The sequence below is a fragment of the Candidatus Andeanibacterium sp. genome, assembly GCF_057143545.1.
The window spans coordinates 17,672-32,757 of sequence record NZ_DBNHSF010000171.1 but is presented as its reverse complement, the minus strand read 5'-3'; the positions used below and the strand labels follow the sequence as shown (position 1 = coordinate 32,757).

The window sequence follows — 15,086 nt, the reverse complement described above, 5'->3', positions numbered from 1 at the left end:
TTTTTGCGCGAGCAGGCCCGGGGGGAAACCTCCGGGCCTGTTCTTTTGCGAATGACGGATCGCGCTGTCCTACAGCGCCTGCGCTTGCTAGTGCAGTTCAGGAATGACCGCATTCCCGAGGGAGCGTTTTGCTTCTTAGGACTGTGTTACCCTGTTGCCCTCCGTTCAGGTTCGGACCGCCCCCAACCCCTCCCGTAGCGGGTCGGGCAGACTCTCCGCCTCGGACCTTGCGCAAGCGATCACCATCAAAAAGGGTTTTCCTACTCACGCCATTCCTGCCTAATTGCCGCGCCTCGATTCCACTTCAGCGAGGCAATCATGGCAAATCGGACAATCCCCGGCAGCCGCCGCATCGGCGCGGACGGCATTTCCCTTATCAAGCGCTTCGAAGGTTGCGCGAGGAAGCGCCCTGACGGCAGGATCGAAGCCTATCCCGATCCAGGCACGGGCGGCGATCCGTGGACGATCGGCTGGGGCGCGACCGGCGCCGGGATCGGCCCCGGCACGGTGTGGAGCCAGGCGCAATGCGACGCGCGGCTGGAGGCTGACCTGGTCCGCTATTCGCAGGATGTCGACCGCGCGCTGGGCGGCGCGGCGACCACCCAGCCGCAATTCGATGCGCTGGTGAGCTTCCCCTACAACACCGGGGCGATCGCGCGCGCGACCCTGACCCGCAAACATATCGCCGGGGACTATCCGGGGGCACGGCGAGAATTCGCCCGTTGGACTCGCGCCGCAGGTCGGGTACTGAAAGGCTTGCAGCGCCGTCGGGCAGCCGAGGCGGAACTCTACTCCAGCTGTTGATGCGTTAACGGCTCGTCCCGTTTTTGCCCGCAGCAGTGGGAACCAGCTCCGCGGTCCCCGCGTTTGCCATGAAGAGGAGAAAATCCATGCGTCTCTTGTTGAGCGGAATTGCCGCCTTGGCATTGATCGCCGCCGGTGCCGCTGCCCAGGGCCAGGGGAACGGGCAAGGCGGCAACAGTAACCGGCCTTCGGCTTCGACGCAGGACAATCGCGGCAACGCCAATCGCGGCGGTGGCAATTCCGACCGCGGCGGCGGCAATGCCGATCGCGGTCCCCAGGTGGTTTCGCAGGCCCGCGATCCCGGTCCGCGGGATCGCGGCAACAGCAATGGCAACAGGGCAAACAACGATCGCGGCCCGCCCGTGGCAGCGCAGTCAAGGGACTCAGGTCCGCCCGATCGCGGCAATGGCGGCGGAAACAGCCAGGGCAACCAGAACCGGAATGGCAATGACCGCAACCAGGCAGCCGGGCGGCAGGCTGACAGTAGCGGCAATGCCGCCAACCGCGGTAACGGCAATGCGGGCGGCAACCAGGAGCGCCGCTTCCCCGATGCGAGGGTCGCTTCAAATGCCGGGAATTCGGGCCGCTTCCTCGATTACGACCGCCGCGGCCTGATCGACGGCTGTCCGCCGGGACTGGCCAAGAAGTACAATGGCTGCATGCCTCCGGGTCAACTCAAGAACCAGTCCGGCTATCGCTACAGCCAATATCGCCCCGAATGGTGGGGCCTCTCCGCGCTCGGCCTGACCGGCAGCGATTACTATTATGACGACGGTTACCTTGTCCGGCTGGGCCGGGACGGGCGGATTGGCGGCTATATCCCGCTGCTCGGCGGCGCGCTGTCGATCGGCAATCCCTGGCCGAGCTATTACCAGCCGGTCGTCGTGCCGCGCTATTACACGCAATATTACGGGCTCGGACCCGATCCCTCCTATCGCTATGCCAACAATGTGTTCTACCGCGTCGATCCGGAGACCGCGGCGATCACTTCGATTGCGGCGATGCTGACCGGCGACAATATCACGGTCGGCCAGCCGATGCCGGTCGGCTACCAGGTCTACAACGTGCCTTACGGCTATCGCGACCGCTATTACGACACGCCGAACGCCTATTATCGCTATAGCGATGGCTATATCTACCAGGTCGATCCGGAAACCCGGCTGGTCGCCGCGGCCATCGAATTGCTGCTCTAGGAGAGTGTCGATGAGACTATTTGCCAAAAGCCCTTGGCTGAGCGCGATGGCCGCCTTGTCGCTGGTGGCGGTGGCCGGATGCCAGGGCGGGGACGAGGCGGATCAGGCCGCATCGAGTGAAGTGGCGGATGGTTCGCTGGCATCCATGCTGGCCGGGGCCGAGGATCTCTCGCTGGTCGAGGACACGCTGGCCGATGCCGGCATGGCGGAAATGTTCGATGGCGCGGCTGCCTATACGATCCTGGCCCCCCGCAACGAGGCGTTCGAAAGCCTTGGCGTCGCGGGCGAGGACCTGACCGCGGAAGCGCAACGCCCGCTGATGATCGCGATCCTGCGCAGCCATATCCTGCCCGGCTACCTGACCAGCGAAGATATCGCGTCCGCGATCGGACAGGATCCTGATGGCGCGGTCGAAATGGCCACCATGGGTGACAACGCCATCACCTTCACCATGGAAGATGGCGCGATCGTCGCCACCAGCGACGGCGGCGCGCATGCAAAATTGCTGGACGGAGAATTGCGGGCGCAGAACGGGGTGGTGATCCCGCTCGACGCCGTGCTGAAGGAAATCGAGCCGGCCGCCTGACGGCAAGCGGCCGGTTCAGGCGTCCTCGTCTTCCGCTGCCTCGGCGAGACGATACTGCTCCTGCCCGCCGGGCATGCCGTCCTTCTGCCCGCCATCGATCAGCATGAAGGGCGCATCGCGTTGCGCGGCGGCGCTGGCAATCAGCTCTTGCTGTTCCTTGGCCGAAATCCGGTCCCACCCGTCCGGCCCGAGCTTCTCGAGCGGGCGATAGCGGATCTTGTACTGCATGCGGGGCGAGCCCTCGACCCAATAGCCGAGATAGACATAGGGCAGTCCGGCTTCTTCGGCGCGCAGGATATGATCGAGGATGATGTAATTGCCGAGGCCGGAGCGGCCTGTAGGTTCGGGATCGTAGAAGCTGTAGATCATCGACAGCCCGTCGCCCTGGTGGTCGGTCAGGCAGGCACCCACCAGCCGCCCCGCCTCGCCATTGGCACCCGGTTCGCGATATTCGACGATCGTGCTGTTGACAGGGGTGTGTTCGACCATGTCGGCGAAATCGACCTCGTCCATCGCCGCCATGCCGCCGCCGGGATGGCGCGCGCCGAGATAGCGCTGGAGCAGATCGAACTGCTCGTTGGTCGCCCACGGCCGGCATTCGGTGACGACGAGGTCCTCGTTGCGGCGAATGGTGCGCTTCTGCGAGGCCGAAGGCACGAATTCGTTCGCCACGACTCTCACCGAAATGCAGGCGCGGCAATTGGCGCAGCTCGGGCGATAGGCAACGGTCTGGCTGCGGCGAAAGCCGATCCGGCCAAGCGCATCGTTGAGCGCATCCGCATGCTGGCCCTTGAGCTCGGTGAACACCTTGCGCTCGGTCTTGCCCGGCAGGTACGGACACGGCGCGGGGCTGGTCACATAGAAGCGGGGGAAACGAACCGGTGCGGTCACTTTTGTTGCGTGCCTTTCATTTGCCCAAGGATTCGTCGAGCGGGCGAAGCGATTATGCAGACCGGATTCGCCCCTTGAAACAACTTTAACCAAGAATCGCCGTTAACGAAGGTTTATTTTACACAGGCGCGCGGTGAATTGAATTGGATATGCCCCGTCGCGGGGCAAATCGCGGCCGAGAGGCTAACCCGATCGCCGAATCGTGGGGGAATCAGCTGCGCCCGCGCAGCGACCTGCCCGACTTGCGGCCCGAGATCGTCATGACCTCGAACTGGTAACCGGCATCGGCGATATCGCCGAGCAGCTTGTCGGTCGCCGCGGCATCGCGGATCTCGTATTCGATCTCGGTCTGGATCGACTTGGCCGAGAGCACGCCAAAGATCTGCTGGTGCGAGACTTCGAGAATATTGGCGTTGTTGCGGGTAAAGATACCCGCGAGCTCGAACAGCGCCCCGACCTTGTCGTTGAGCATCACCGCGATCCGCCCGATGCGGCCCTGCCGCGCCAGGTTGCGAAGGATGACATTGGCGAGGAAGCGCTGGTCGATATTGCCGCCGGTGAGGATGACCCCGACATTGCGGCCCTTGAATTCCGGACGGAAGCTGCCGCTCTTGACCGGAAGCAGCGTCGCGAGACCGATCGCTCCGGCGCCTTCGACCACCGTTTTCTCGATTTCGAGCAACAGCGAAATCGCCTCTTCGATCAGCGATTCCTTCACGATCCGCATCTCGTCGACCAGCTCCATCACCACGCCGCGCGTGAACTGGCCCGGCTCCTTGACCGCGATCCCTTCGGCCAGCGTATCGCCGCCACACTCGATCGGCTTGCCGGTCTTGAGCGCATACATCGAGGGATACTGGTTCGATTGCACCCCGATCACGCGGATGTCCGGCTTGAGCGATTTGGCGGCCACGGCGATCCCCGAGATCAGCCCGCCGCCGCCAACCGGCACCACCAATGTGTCGAGATCGGGCACGTCCTCGAGCATTTCGAGCGCCACGGTCCCCTGCCCCGCCGCGACATCGGGATCGTCGAACGGGTGGACGAATGTCAGACCCAGCTGGTGCTCCATGCTGCGCGCATAGGCATAGGCTTCGTCGAAATTGTCGCCTTCGAGCATCACCTTGCCGCCGACATGTTCGGTCTGCACGACTTTCACCGTCGGCGTGTTGCGCGGCATCACGATGGTGACCGGTACCCCGAGCTTCGTCCCGTGGTAGGACAGGCCCTGCGCGTGATTGCCGGCCGAGGCTGCTATCACCCCGCGCTTGCGCTGCTCGTCGCTCAGCAGGAGCAACTTGTTGAGCGCGCCGCGCTCCTTGTAGGCGGCGGTGAACTGCTGGTTCTCGAATTTGAGCCAGACATTCGCCCCGGTGATTTCGGACAAGGTCTTCGAATGAAGCGTGGGCGTGCGCACGATCGAGTCCGCGATCCGGCTTTCGGCGGCGCGCACGTCGTCAATCGTCAGCAATCCATTGCTGATCGTTTCACCCACCTTGGCTTCCAACGTGCTCATAGCCTGCCGCCCGTAACGGAAATTGCCGCAAAAGGGAAAGAGCAATGATGGATTTGCATTGCCGCGAAAGAGTCTAGAGAGTCCCGGTCATGAGCAATCCGAAGAATGTCGCCTTCCTGGGCCTGGGGGTAATGGGCGGGCCGATGGCCGGCCACCTCGCCCGCGCCGGGCACCAGGTCACGGTCTATAATCGCACGCTCAGGCGGGCCTCGGAATGGCTCGCCCGGCACAAGCGAGAATTTCCCGGCCTTGCCATGACCGCGACGCCGGCGGAAGCAGTGACAGGGCAAGACGTGGTCCTGACCTGTGTCGGCAATGACGACGACCTGCGCGAAGTGGTCTTCGGCGATGATGGCGCGTTGGCCGCGATGCGGGAAGGCGCGCTGTTCATCGACCATACGACCGTTTCGCCCGGCATAGCCCGTGAAATCGCCTGCGCTGCCGAAGGCAGCGGCGTGCTGGCACTCGATGCCCCGGTCTCGGGCGGACAGGCCGGGGCCGAGAACGGCGCGCTCTCGATCATGTGCGGCGGGAGCGAACAGGCAATGGCCGCGGCCGAACCGATCATCGCGGCCTATGCCGCGCGGATCGTCCATATCGGCGGGCCGGGCGCGGGCCAATCGGCCAAGATGGTCAACCAGATCTGTATCGGCGGGCTCCTGCAAAGCCTCTCCGAAGCGATCCGCTTCGCCCAGGCTTCGGGACTCGACATGGACAGGGTGTTCGAAGCGGTCTCGGGCGGCGCGGCGCAAAGCTGGCAGATGGTCAACCGCTGGAAGACGATGGATGAGGGCAGCTTCGATTTCGGCTTCGCGGTCGACTGGATGCGCAAGGACCTGGCGATCGCACTCGACGAAGCCGAGCGGCTGGGCCTTGCCATGCCGGTGACCGAACTGGTCGACCGCTTCTACGCCGAGATCCAGGAAATGGGTGGCGGGCGGCAGGACACAAGCGCGCTGATCCGGCTGCTGCCGAAGGGCGCGAACGCATGATGTTACGCTGGCTGGCCGCGTTTGCGGCCCTGTTCCTTGCCGGACCGGCAGCCGCCGCTACGCTGATCGACAACATCAACGGGATGTCGATCGCGCGCGATGGCAAGGTGACCCGCTTTGCCGCAATGGTGGTGAATGAGGACGGGGTCATCACCAGGATCCTTCAGCGCGAGGACACCCCGCCGGACGTCGAATACCGGGTCGACGGGCGCGGGCGCACGGTTATCCCGGGCATGATCGACAGCCATGTCCACCTGATGGATCTCGGCTTCGCCGAACTGACGCTCAAGCTCTACGAGACCCGGTCGCTCGACGAAGCGCTGAAGCGCATTACAGAATACAATCTCCGGTTTCCCGAACGCGCCTGGATCAGGGGCGAAGGCTGGAACCAGGAACTCTGGGGCCTGGGCCGCTTCCCCACCGCAGCCGAGCTCGACCTGGTGGTTGCAGACCGTCCGGCCTGGCTGATGCGGGTCGACGGGCATGCCGGCTGGGCCAACAGCAAGGCGCTGGAAATGGCCGGGATCACCGCCGCGACGCCCGATCCGCCCGGCGGCAGGATCGAGCGGATTGCCGGTACGAGCGAACCTTCAGGGGTGCTGGTCGACAACGCGATGGAGCTGGTTACCAGGGTGATCCCCGATCCCCGCCCGGAAGATCGCGACCTGGCCTTCCTCACCGCGCAGGAGCTGCTGATCAGGCAGGGCGTAACCGGTGTGGCCGAAATGGGTGCGAGCATCGAGGACTGGCAGGCGTTTCGCCGCGCGGGCGATAACGGGAATTTGCGGATCAGGATCATGGCCTATGCCGCCAGCGTCGAGGACATGGAGCTCATCGGCGGGCCGGGGCCGACGCCGTGGCTCTACCAGGACCGGCTCCGTCTCAACGGTCTCAAGCTGTATGCCGATGGCGCGCTCGGCTCGCGCGGGGCCTGGCTCAAGATGCCCTATGCCGACGATCCGGGCAATCGTGGACTCACACGCCTGCGGCCCGACCAGCTGCGCAATTTGATGAGCCGCGCCGCGCTCGACAATTTCCAGGTCGCGATCCACGCGATCGGCGATGCCGCCAATGCCGAAGCGCTCGCGGCAATCGAGGAAATGGGTGAGACCTATAATGGCGACCGGCGTTGGCGGATCGAACATGCCCAGATCGTCGACCCGGCCGATATTTCGCGCTTCGGCGCAATGGGCGTGATCGCTTCGATGCAACCGGTCCACCAGACCTCCGACCGGCTGATGGCGGAGGCCCGGCTGGGACCGGACCGGCTCTCCGGCGCCTATGCCTGGCGTTCGCTCGAAGCCGTGGGCGCGCCGCTCGCGTTCGGATCGGACGCCCCGGTCGAAGCGCCGCAACCCCTCCAGGGCATTGCCACCGCGATCACCCGCGAGGATGCCTCGGGCCAGCCCTTTGGCGGCTGGCAGCCGCAGGAGATCGTAAGCCGCGAAACCGCGTTCGCCGCCTATACTTCCGGTGCCGCCTTTGCCGGCTTTGCCGACGGCCGGTTCGGCGAGCTCGCGGTCGGTCAGCGGGCCGATTTCCTGGTCGTCGACCAGGACCCGTTCCTCGCCAGCAACGAGGATCTGCGCAATCTCGGCGTGCTCGAAGTGTGGATCAATGGCGAGCAGGTCTATGGCCTGTCGGCGGGTTTCGCCGGCCCGCAAGCAAGTTCCGAAGAAATGATCGGACGCTAACCCTCGGCCGCAGGTTCGCTCGGCTTGTCCGGCATTGCAGGCTCGGCTTCGGACTTATCCTTCGCCTGCTTGTGCTCGGTGAACCACATCAGGATCAGCGACAGCTCGAACAGGATCAGCATCGGCGTGGCGAGCAGGATCTGCGAAACGAGGTCGGGCGGGGTCAGGACCGCGCCGAGGATGAATGCGGCAACGATGACGTAGCGGCGGACCCCCGCGAGCTGCTGGCGGGTGACAATTCCCGCCCGGTTCAGCAACAGCAGCAGGACCGGCAGCAGGAAACAGATCCCGAAAGCGAGGATGAATTGCATCACCAGGCTGAGGTAATCGCCCATCGCCGGCAGCGCCTGCTGCGAAATTCCGCCGGTCTCGCCTTCGAAGCTCAGGAAATAGCTGAAGGCGGTCGGCATCACGAGATAATAGGCCAGCGCTGCGCCCATGGTGAACAGGATCGGGGTGGCGAACAGGAACGGCAGGAAGGCCTTCTTTTCCCTGGCGTAAAGCCCCGGGGCAACGAAGGCCCAGAGCTGGTTGGCGATGATCGGGAAACTGACGAAAAAGGCCGCGAACAGCGCCACCTTGATGTTCACGAAGAAGGCTTCGTAGAGCTTGGTGTAGATGAGCGTGCCTTGTCCTTCCGGGAAGGCCGAGACGAGCGGCTGTACGAGGAAGCCGAAAATATCGTCGGCGAAATAGAGGCACACGCCGAACGAGACAGCGAGGGCAGCGACCGCCCGTACCAGCCTGGTCCGCAATTCGATCAGATGATCGAGCAGCGGGGCCTGAGTCTCGTCGATATCCCTGATCCTGAGAACCATGGCCACACCTATTCCGGCTTGGCTGCGGCAGCGGGCTTCTCCGCGCCGGATTCGGGTGCCGGTTCAGGCGCCGGTTCAAGCACCGTTTCGGCCTTGGCCTCCGCCGCCGCTTCCGGCGGGCCGAGCAGATCCTCTCCGCTGGCATTGCCGGCATGCATTTCCTGGTGGGGATGTTCGGCCATGATCTTCTCGTTCTGGGCCTTCCACTTCTTTTCCATTTCCTCGAGTTCGGCCTCGCGGATCATCGCGTCGATGCCGGAGCGAAAATGGCTGGAAACCTTGCGAACCTTGGCGACCCAGCGCCCGACCGTCCGCAGCGCAAGCGGCAGGTCCTTCGGGCCGATGACGAGGATCGCCACCACCGCGATGATCAGGAGTTCCTCTGCGCCGATATCGAACATCAGCTACGGCGCTCCAATCGGGTCAAAGCGCGAATGATCAGTTGGGCGTTGTCGAATTGTCGGCCTGCTTGGCGGACTCGGTCGTTGCATCGACAGGCTTGCTCTCGATCTGCGGCGACGGCTTGGCGGCCTCTTCCTCGGACATGCCCTTCTTGAAGCTTTTGATGCCCTTGCCGAAATCGCCCATCATTTCCGAAATCCGCCCGCGTCCGAACAGGACCAGGATAACAAGTGCGATGATGATCAGCTGCCAGGGACCAAGACTCATGGGACATTCTCTCTAGGGTCTGTTTGAGTGGGATATAGGCGCTCCGGAGCCAAAGCGCTAGGGAGCAAGCCGAATCTCAGGCCGGCTCTTCGGAAGGACGCTCGAATCCCGCTTCTTCCCTTGCGGCAACGGCTTCGCCGTCATCATGAGCCGATTCGCCTTCTCCGCCGGCTCGCATGCCTTCTTCTTGCTCGCCCTTTGCCATCTGCACGGCGAGCGCCTCGTATGCATCGTCGACCGGGTCGAGCAGGCCGGCCGCCCGCAATTCGTCGATCCCCGGCAGGTCCTTGCGCGAGGACAGGCCGAAATGGGTCAGGAATTCGGGCGTCGTGGCATAGATTACCGGGCGGCCGGGGACCTCGCGCCGGCCCGAAACGCGCACCCAGCCCGCCTCGAGCAGCACGTCGAGCGTGCCGCTGCTGGTCTGGACCCCGCGGATCGATTCGATCTCGGCGCGGCTGACCGGCTCATGATAGGCAATGATCGCCAACACTTCGGTCGCTGCCCGCGAGAGCCGGCGGGGTTGTTCCCGTTCGCGGCGCAGGAGGTGCGCAAGGTCGGGCGCGGTCTCGAAATGCCAGCGCTTGCCCCGTTCGACCAGGTTTACCCCGCGTCCGGAATAGTGACGGGCAAGTTCCTGCAGGGCTTCGCGCACATTCGCTCCGCCCAGATGGCCGGAAATGGCCTCGGCAGTCATCGGCTCCTCCGAAGCGAACAAGGTCGCTTCGACCGCGCGGACGAGATCGTCCAGTTCGAGTTCTTCCTGGTCGCTGCTCATTGCCGGAGTCGCCGCACATGCATCGGACCGAATGTCAACTCCTGGCGAATTTCCGCCCTGCCAAGCCGCGCCAGCTCCAGCGCGGCGACGAAACTCGATGCCAGTGCCGAACGCCGGAGCCGAGGATCGGCGCTGTCGGGCAGGAAGTCCTGCAATTCCAGCCAGTCGAGCGTAACGCCGAGCATCGCGGAAACGCGTTCGAGCGCCGAATCGAGGGTCATAACCATCCGGTCGCGGACCATATGGACGCTCGGCTCGGACCGCAGCCTGACCTGCCCATAGGCGTGGACCAGTTGGTACCAGTCGCATTGCCACAGATGCTTGCGGTCGGTCCGCAGGCCCTCGGGCGCGCCACGTAGGAACACGTCGCGGCCGACCCGGTCGCGCGCCATCAGCCTGGCGGCGGATTCACGCATCGCGCCGAGCCGCTGCAAACGCAATTGCAGCCGCAGCGCGAGTTCCTCGGCGCTCGGCTCGTCCTGCTCCTCCCGGGGGAGCAGCAATGCGGATTTGAGATAGGCCAGCCAGGCCGCCATCACCAGGTAGTCGGCGGCGAGTTCGAGTCTGAGCGCTTCGGCGCGCTCGATATAGTCGAGATACTGGTCGACCAGCGCGAGGATCGAGATCCGCTTGAGATCGACCTTCTGCCGCCGCGCAAGATCGAGCAGCAGGTCGAGCGGGCCGGCCCAACCATCGAGTTCAAGGTATAGCGCTGTGTCGTCGCCCGCTGCACCGCCGGGGCCGTCCCACTCGTCGGAAACGGCGATACTCTCCGCTTCGAACAGGATTCCTTCTTCGGTCATGCATGCGCCTCCGCGAGGGCCAACAGGGCATCGCGCTTGGCGACAAGCTCGGCCTGGTCTCCGGCAGTGCCATCGTCGCCCGCCGACATCAATGCCCGCTGGAGGCGCAACGCCGTTTCATCGCTCATCGCCGGCAGGCGTTCGGCGATTGCAACCATGTCGTCCAGCTTCGCCCAGCAATTGAGCGCAAGGTCGCATCCCGCTGCAATCGCGCGCTCGGCACGTTCGGGTACGCTGCCGGAAAGCGCTTCCATGTCGAGGTCGTCGGTCACGAGCAGCCCGGCGAACCCGATCCGCTGGCGGATGATCTCGCCCACCACAAACGGCGACAGCGTGCCGGGATTGTCGTTGTCCCACACGGTGTAGCGGATATGCGCGGTCATTCCGATCGGCGCATCGGCGAGCGCCTGGAACGGCTGGAGGTCGATCGCGAGCTCCTCCTCGCTGGCGTCGACCACCGGCAATTGCTTGTGGCTGTCGCACAGCGAACGGCCATGGCCGGGCATGTGCTTGATGCAGCCAATGACCCCAGCGCGGGCGAGCCCCGCCAATACCGCCCGGCCCAGCGCCGCGACGCGCAGCGGCTCGCTGCCCAGCGCGCGGTCGCCGATCACATCGTGCGCGCCCTTTTGCCGGACATCGAGCACCGGGTGGTAGTCGACCGTGATCCCCGCTTCGGCGAGATCGATCGCCAGCGCCTCGGCATTGCTGCGGGCAGCTTCGATCGCACTGGCCGGCGCGACGTCGTAAAGCTTGTCGAATTCCTCGCCCGGAGGAAAGGTCAGCCATTCGGGCGGCTTCATCCGCGCGACGCGGCCGCCTTCCTGGTCGATCGACACCAGCAGCCGCTCGCGCCCGTGGATTTCCCGCAAGCTGTCGGTCAGCGCGCGGAGCTGCGTGCGGTTCTCCACATTGCGGCCGAAAAGGATATAGCCCGCCGGATCGCAATCGCGGAAAAATGCTCGCTCGTCAGCCGTCAGGCTGGTCCCGGAAAGGCCGAAAATAGCCGGAATCATGCGTTGAAAATCGCAGCTAAGCGCGGTTTCCGCAAGCTGCGCGAGGGTCCGGAGCCGCGTTTATCCCCTGCCCGCACCCGTTCGCCGCGGGTCAGGCCGGAGGCGATGGTTAAGGTTTGACCTGGCAGGAGCCGCCCTGCGCCCGGATCTGTTCGCACAGGTTTTCGGCCGTGGCGCGATCAGCCGCGACCGCCTGCAGGCGGAACACCCTCCCGATATCGGCCTGGCCTTCGACCACGCGATGGGGATAGCCCTGCAGCGCCGAATGCTGCCGGACCAGCGTGGCCCAGCCCTGTTCGGCCTGCGCCCGGTTGGTATAGGCGGCCACCTGCACGCCGACACCGCCGCCCGGCGGGCTGGCCGCAGCGCTGGCTTGCGTTTCCTCGACCGTCGCCGCGGCGATGCTGGGGCGCGGTTCGGGAGTGCCTTCAAGCGTCGCTTCGCGGGTTTCGCCTTCGGCCACCGCAAAACTGCTGTCGCCGGTGCCTTCGAAGGTCTTGCCGCCGGGATCTTCTGGCCTGGTCTTGACCGGGCCTGCAGGCGCTTCGATCGTGCTGCCATCGGCCACCAGCGCGCCATCACCGCTCCCACGCGAATAGAACCACAGCCCGCCGACCAGCAACCCGATCGCCACCAGCAGGATTGCCGCGAACGCGACAATGCGGCCGGTATCGATTCCGGGCTCGGCATAATCGTCGTCGGATTCAAGCCAGGGAAGCTGTTCCCGGCCATTGTCGAGCGCCAGCTGCTCGCCTTCGGGAGCGGCTTCGAACTCTTTCGCTTCGCCTTCCCGGCCGCCATGATCGGTCGCCATCGTCACAGTTCCTCGACTGCCTCCACCCCAAGCAGGGCCAATCCGTTGCGGATGACTTGCCCGATTTGCGCGGCGAGGAAAAGCCTTGCCCCGGTCAATTCCGGCTTTTCCGGCAGCAGGATGCGCTGCGAAGCATCGTCATTCCCGAGATTCCAGTAGGCATGGAACTCGGCGGCGAGGTCATATAGGTAGAAGGCGATCCGGTGCGGTTCGCGGGCGGCCGCAGCCGCTTCGACCAAGCGTGGGAACTGCGCGGCCAGCTTGATCAGGCCCAACTCAACTTCACCCAGCAGGTCGAGATTGTCCGACGCAGGAACAATCCCTTCGGCCGCCGACTTGCGCAATGTCGAGCACACCCGGGCATGGGCATATTGGACATAGAAAACCGGATTGTCCTTCGAGGCCTCGACCACCTTGACGAAGTCGAAATCCATCTGCGCTTCCGGCTTGCGGGTCAGCATGGTGAAGCGCACCACGTCCTTGCCCACTTCCTCGACCATCTCGGCGATGGTGACGAAATTGCCCGAGCGCTTGGACATCTTCGCCGGCTCGCCGCCGCGCAGCAGCTGGACCATTTGCACCAGCTTGACATCGAACGGGATCGGTTTGCCCTTTCCCTGGCTAAGCGCCGCAACGGCAGCCTTGATCCGCTTGACCGTTCCCGAGTGGTCGGCACCCCAGATGTCGATCAATTCGTCGGAGCGCTCGGCTTTTTCCATGTGATAGGCAAGGTCGGTGCCGAAATAGGTCCATGTTCCGTCGGACTTCCTGATCGGCCGGTCCTGGTCGTCGCCGAAGCCGGTCGAGCGAAACAGCGGCAGCTCGACCGGTTCCCAATCCTCTGGCGGGGCCTTTCCCTTGGGAGCTTCGAGCACCCCGTCATAGACAAGGTCATGGTCGCGCAGCCATTGCTCGGCCGCTTCGGGCTTGCCCGCGGCCTGGATCGCAGCTTCGGATGAAAAGAGATCGTGCCTGATGCCGAGCAAGGCCAGGTCGGCGCGAATCATGTCCATCATCGCCGCAACCGAATGTGCCCGGAATATCGGCAGCCATTCGGCTTCCGGTTCGGCCAGGAACCGGTCGCCCAGCTCCCTTGCCAGCGCTTCGCCAACCGGCTTGAGATAATCCCCGGGATAAAGCCCTTCGGGGATTTCGATCTCTTCCCCGAATGCTTCGCGGTATCTGAGATAGGCCGAGCGGGCGAGCGTATCGACCTGCCCCCCGGCATCGTTGACATAATATTCGCGGGTAACCCGGTATCCGGCATATTCGAGCAGGGTGGCCAACGCATCGCCGACCACCGCGCCCCGGCAATGGCCCATATGCATCGGGCCGGTAGGATTGGCCGAAACATATTCGACATTGACCATGCGTCCGCCGCCCATCGGCGAACGGCCATAATCGCCGCCGAGCGCCTCGACGACCTTGAGTTCGTCGGTCCAGGCGCTTTCCGCAAGCCGCAGATTGATGAAGCCGGGTCCCGCAATCGAAACTTCGACCACCTGCGGGATCTGCCGAAGTTTCGCGGCAATCTCTTCGGCCAAGTCGCGAGGATTGGTGCCTGCGGGCTTCGCCAGCACCATCGCCGCATTGGTTGCGAGGTCGCCATGGGAAGGATCGCGCGGCGGCTCGACCGCGACACTGCCGCGCGACAGGCCGGCAGGCAGCACGCCGTCCGCTTCGAGCGAATCGAGGACATCCGCAAGATGGGCCGCAAAGACGGCGAACAGGGACTTGGTATCGGACATTTGGGGCCGTTAGCCTGTTTGCTGGCCAAGCGGAAGAAGCTGTCGCCGCGGTTGGCTTTGCCTCAACGTGTGGCGTTGTAGGCGAGCTGTGCTTCGGTCAGCTGGAAGCCGAGCAGCAGCTCGAAATTGGCGCGGGCCAGGGCGGCGCGCACCTCGGGCAGGGTCAGCGGATCGATCGCCGCGTCTTCCTCGCCGGAGCGTCGTCGGCGGTTGATCTGGTCGACAATATCCACCGGCAGGGTTGCTTCGGCACGGTCGACGAACGCCCCTGCCTTGGCACTACCGACCGCCCGCTCCTGGCCATCGGCAAAGCTGATCGAAATCGTCCCGACCCGCTTGGAAACGACCGCGCTGCCGCCCCGGATGACCGCCGAATAATAGGGCAGCTCCACCGTCCGGGCGCCGCGCGTATCGGTCCGGCGGGCAAACACGTCGAAGCTGGCCTCGGAATAGACCCGCTCGCCCGAATCGTCGCAAGTGCTGCGGACGTTGGTCATGCTGGCAGATACGTCGATCGCATCGGCAGTGCGGGCGTTGCCCCGGAACAGGGTGATATCGCCGGTATAGTCAGGTATGCCGACGGCGGGGCACACGGTGCGCAGGGCGGTGATGCCGACACCCTGTTCGACAACGATGTCGCCCTGCGACTTGCATCCCGCCAACGCGGCGGTCGCGGCGATCACGGCAAACAGGCGGTGGCGAACAATCATCATGTATCCTTGTGAATCTTTCGGCGCAGCCCTAGCCCTTTCGCGGCGCAGCGA

The 15,086-nt window shown here is 64.5% G+C and carries 16 protein-coding genes; 5 read left to right on the top strand and 11 right to left on the bottom strand.

What is annotated here, in order from left to right; translation table 11 throughout:
• Window positions 1-318 precede the first annotated feature (318 nt).
• The 3 genes from AC16XC_RS10200 (at window position 319) to AC16XC_RS10190 (ending at window position 2,583) form a co-directional block, all read left to right on the top strand.
• Entirely contained in the window at window positions 319-804 is a 486-nt protein-coding gene (locus tag AC16XC_RS10200) for a lysozyme (RefSeq protein WP_484034548.1), read from the top strand.
• An 86-nt stretch (window positions 805-890) separates the two neighbouring features.
• Entirely contained in the window at window positions 891-1,997 is a 1,107-nt protein-coding gene (locus tag AC16XC_RS10195; protein ID WP_484034547.1) for a hypothetical protein, read from the top strand.
• 10 nt (window positions 1,998-2,007) lie between these two features.
• Complete coding sequence (locus tag AC16XC_RS10190) at window positions 2,008-2,583, top strand: fasciclin domain-containing protein (protein ID WP_484034546.1); 576 nt, start codon at window positions 2,008-2,010, stop codon at window positions 2,581-2,583.
• Between the two features lie 15 nt (window positions 2,584-2,598).
• On the opposite strand, the gene AC16XC_RS10185 is transcribed toward AC16XC_RS10190, so the two are convergent.
• Both AC16XC_RS10185 and AC16XC_RS10180 read right to left on the bottom strand, forming a co-directional pair.
• A complete protein-coding gene (locus AC16XC_RS10185) occupies window positions 2,599-3,474 on the bottom strand; it encodes an arginyltransferase (protein WP_484034545.1) in 876 nt (291 codons plus the stop codon).
• Between the two features lie 211 nt (window positions 3,475-3,685).
• Entirely contained in the window at window positions 3,686-4,990 is a 1,305-nt protein-coding gene (locus AC16XC_RS10180) for a threonine ammonia-lyase (RefSeq protein ID WP_484034544.1), read from the bottom strand.
• 89 nt (window positions 4,991-5,079) lie between these two features.
• Here AC16XC_RS10180 and AC16XC_RS10175 point away from each other — a divergent pair, with 89 nt between their 5' ends.
• Window positions 5,080-5,982: an NAD(P)-dependent oxidoreductase gene (locus tag AC16XC_RS10175; protein WP_484034543.1), complete on the top strand. Its 903-nt coding sequence runs from the start codon at window positions 5,080-5,082 to the stop codon at window positions 5,980-5,982.
• Window positions 5,982-7,676, top strand: a complete 1,695-nt coding sequence (locus tag AC16XC_RS10170; protein ID WP_484034549.1) for an amidohydrolase — start codon at window positions 5,982-5,984, stop codon at window positions 7,674-7,676. Before AC16XC_RS10175 ends, AC16XC_RS10170 begins: the two co-directional genes overlap by 1 nt.
• Here AC16XC_RS10170 and tatC read toward each other — a convergent pair.
• The 9 genes from tatC to AC16XC_RS10125 form a co-directional block, all read right to left on the bottom strand.
• A complete protein-coding gene (tatC, locus tag AC16XC_RS10165) occupies window positions 7,673-8,494 on the bottom strand; it encodes a twin-arginine translocase subunit TatC (protein WP_484034542.1) in 822 nt (273 codons plus the stop codon). The two genes, AC16XC_RS10170 and tatC, sit on opposite strands and share 4 nt — an antisense overlap.
• Window positions 8,495-8,502: 8 nt before the next feature.
• A complete protein-coding gene (gene tatB / locus AC16XC_RS10160) occupies window positions 8,503-8,895 on the bottom strand; it encodes a Sec-independent protein translocase protein TatB (protein ID WP_484034541.1) in 393 nt (130 codons plus the stop codon).
• A gap of 37 nt (window positions 8,896-8,932) precedes the next feature.
• Window positions 8,933-9,163: a twin-arginine translocase TatA/TatE family subunit gene (locus tag AC16XC_RS10155; protein ID WP_484034540.1), complete on the bottom strand. Its 231-nt coding sequence runs from the start codon at window positions 9,161-9,163 to the stop codon at window positions 8,933-8,935.
• 76 nt (window positions 9,164-9,239) lie between these two features.
• On the bottom strand, window positions 9,240-9,941 hold the full coding sequence (gene scpB, locus AC16XC_RS10150) for an SMC-Scp complex subunit ScpB (protein WP_484034539.1): 702 nt from the start codon (window positions 9,939-9,941) through the stop codon (window positions 9,240-9,242).
• Complete coding sequence (locus AC16XC_RS10145) at window positions 9,938-10,744, bottom strand: segregation and condensation protein A (protein WP_484034538.1); 807 nt, start codon at window positions 10,742-10,744, stop codon at window positions 9,938-9,940. Before AC16XC_RS10145 ends, scpB begins: the two co-directional genes overlap by 4 nt.
• On the bottom strand, window positions 10,741-11,760 hold the full coding sequence (gene nagZ / locus AC16XC_RS10140) for a beta-N-acetylhexosaminidase (protein WP_484034537.1): 1,020 nt from the start codon (window positions 11,758-11,760) through the stop codon (window positions 10,741-10,743). The genes AC16XC_RS10145 and nagZ overlap by 4 nt, the downstream gene beginning before the upstream one ends.
• Before the next feature lie 109 nt (window positions 11,761-11,869).
• Window positions 11,870-12,574 carry an SPOR domain-containing protein gene (locus AC16XC_RS10135; RefSeq protein ID WP_484034536.1) on the bottom strand — a complete coding sequence of 235 codons (705 nt, stop codon included), beginning with the start codon at window positions 12,572-12,574 and terminating at the stop codon, window positions 11,870-11,872.
• Window positions 12,575-12,576: 2 nt separating this feature from the next.
• Window positions 12,577-14,322 (bottom strand): arginine--tRNA ligase, encoded by a 1,746-nt coding sequence (gene argS, locus AC16XC_RS10130; protein WP_484034535.1) that lies wholly within the window; start codon window positions 14,320-14,322, stop codon window positions 12,577-12,579.
• Window positions 14,323-14,384: 62 nt separating this feature from the next.
• Window positions 14,385-15,032 (bottom strand): hypothetical protein, encoded by a 648-nt coding sequence (locus tag AC16XC_RS10125; protein ID WP_484034534.1) that lies wholly within the window; start codon window positions 15,030-15,032, stop codon window positions 14,385-14,387.
• Window positions 15,033-15,086 lie beyond the last annotated feature (54 nt).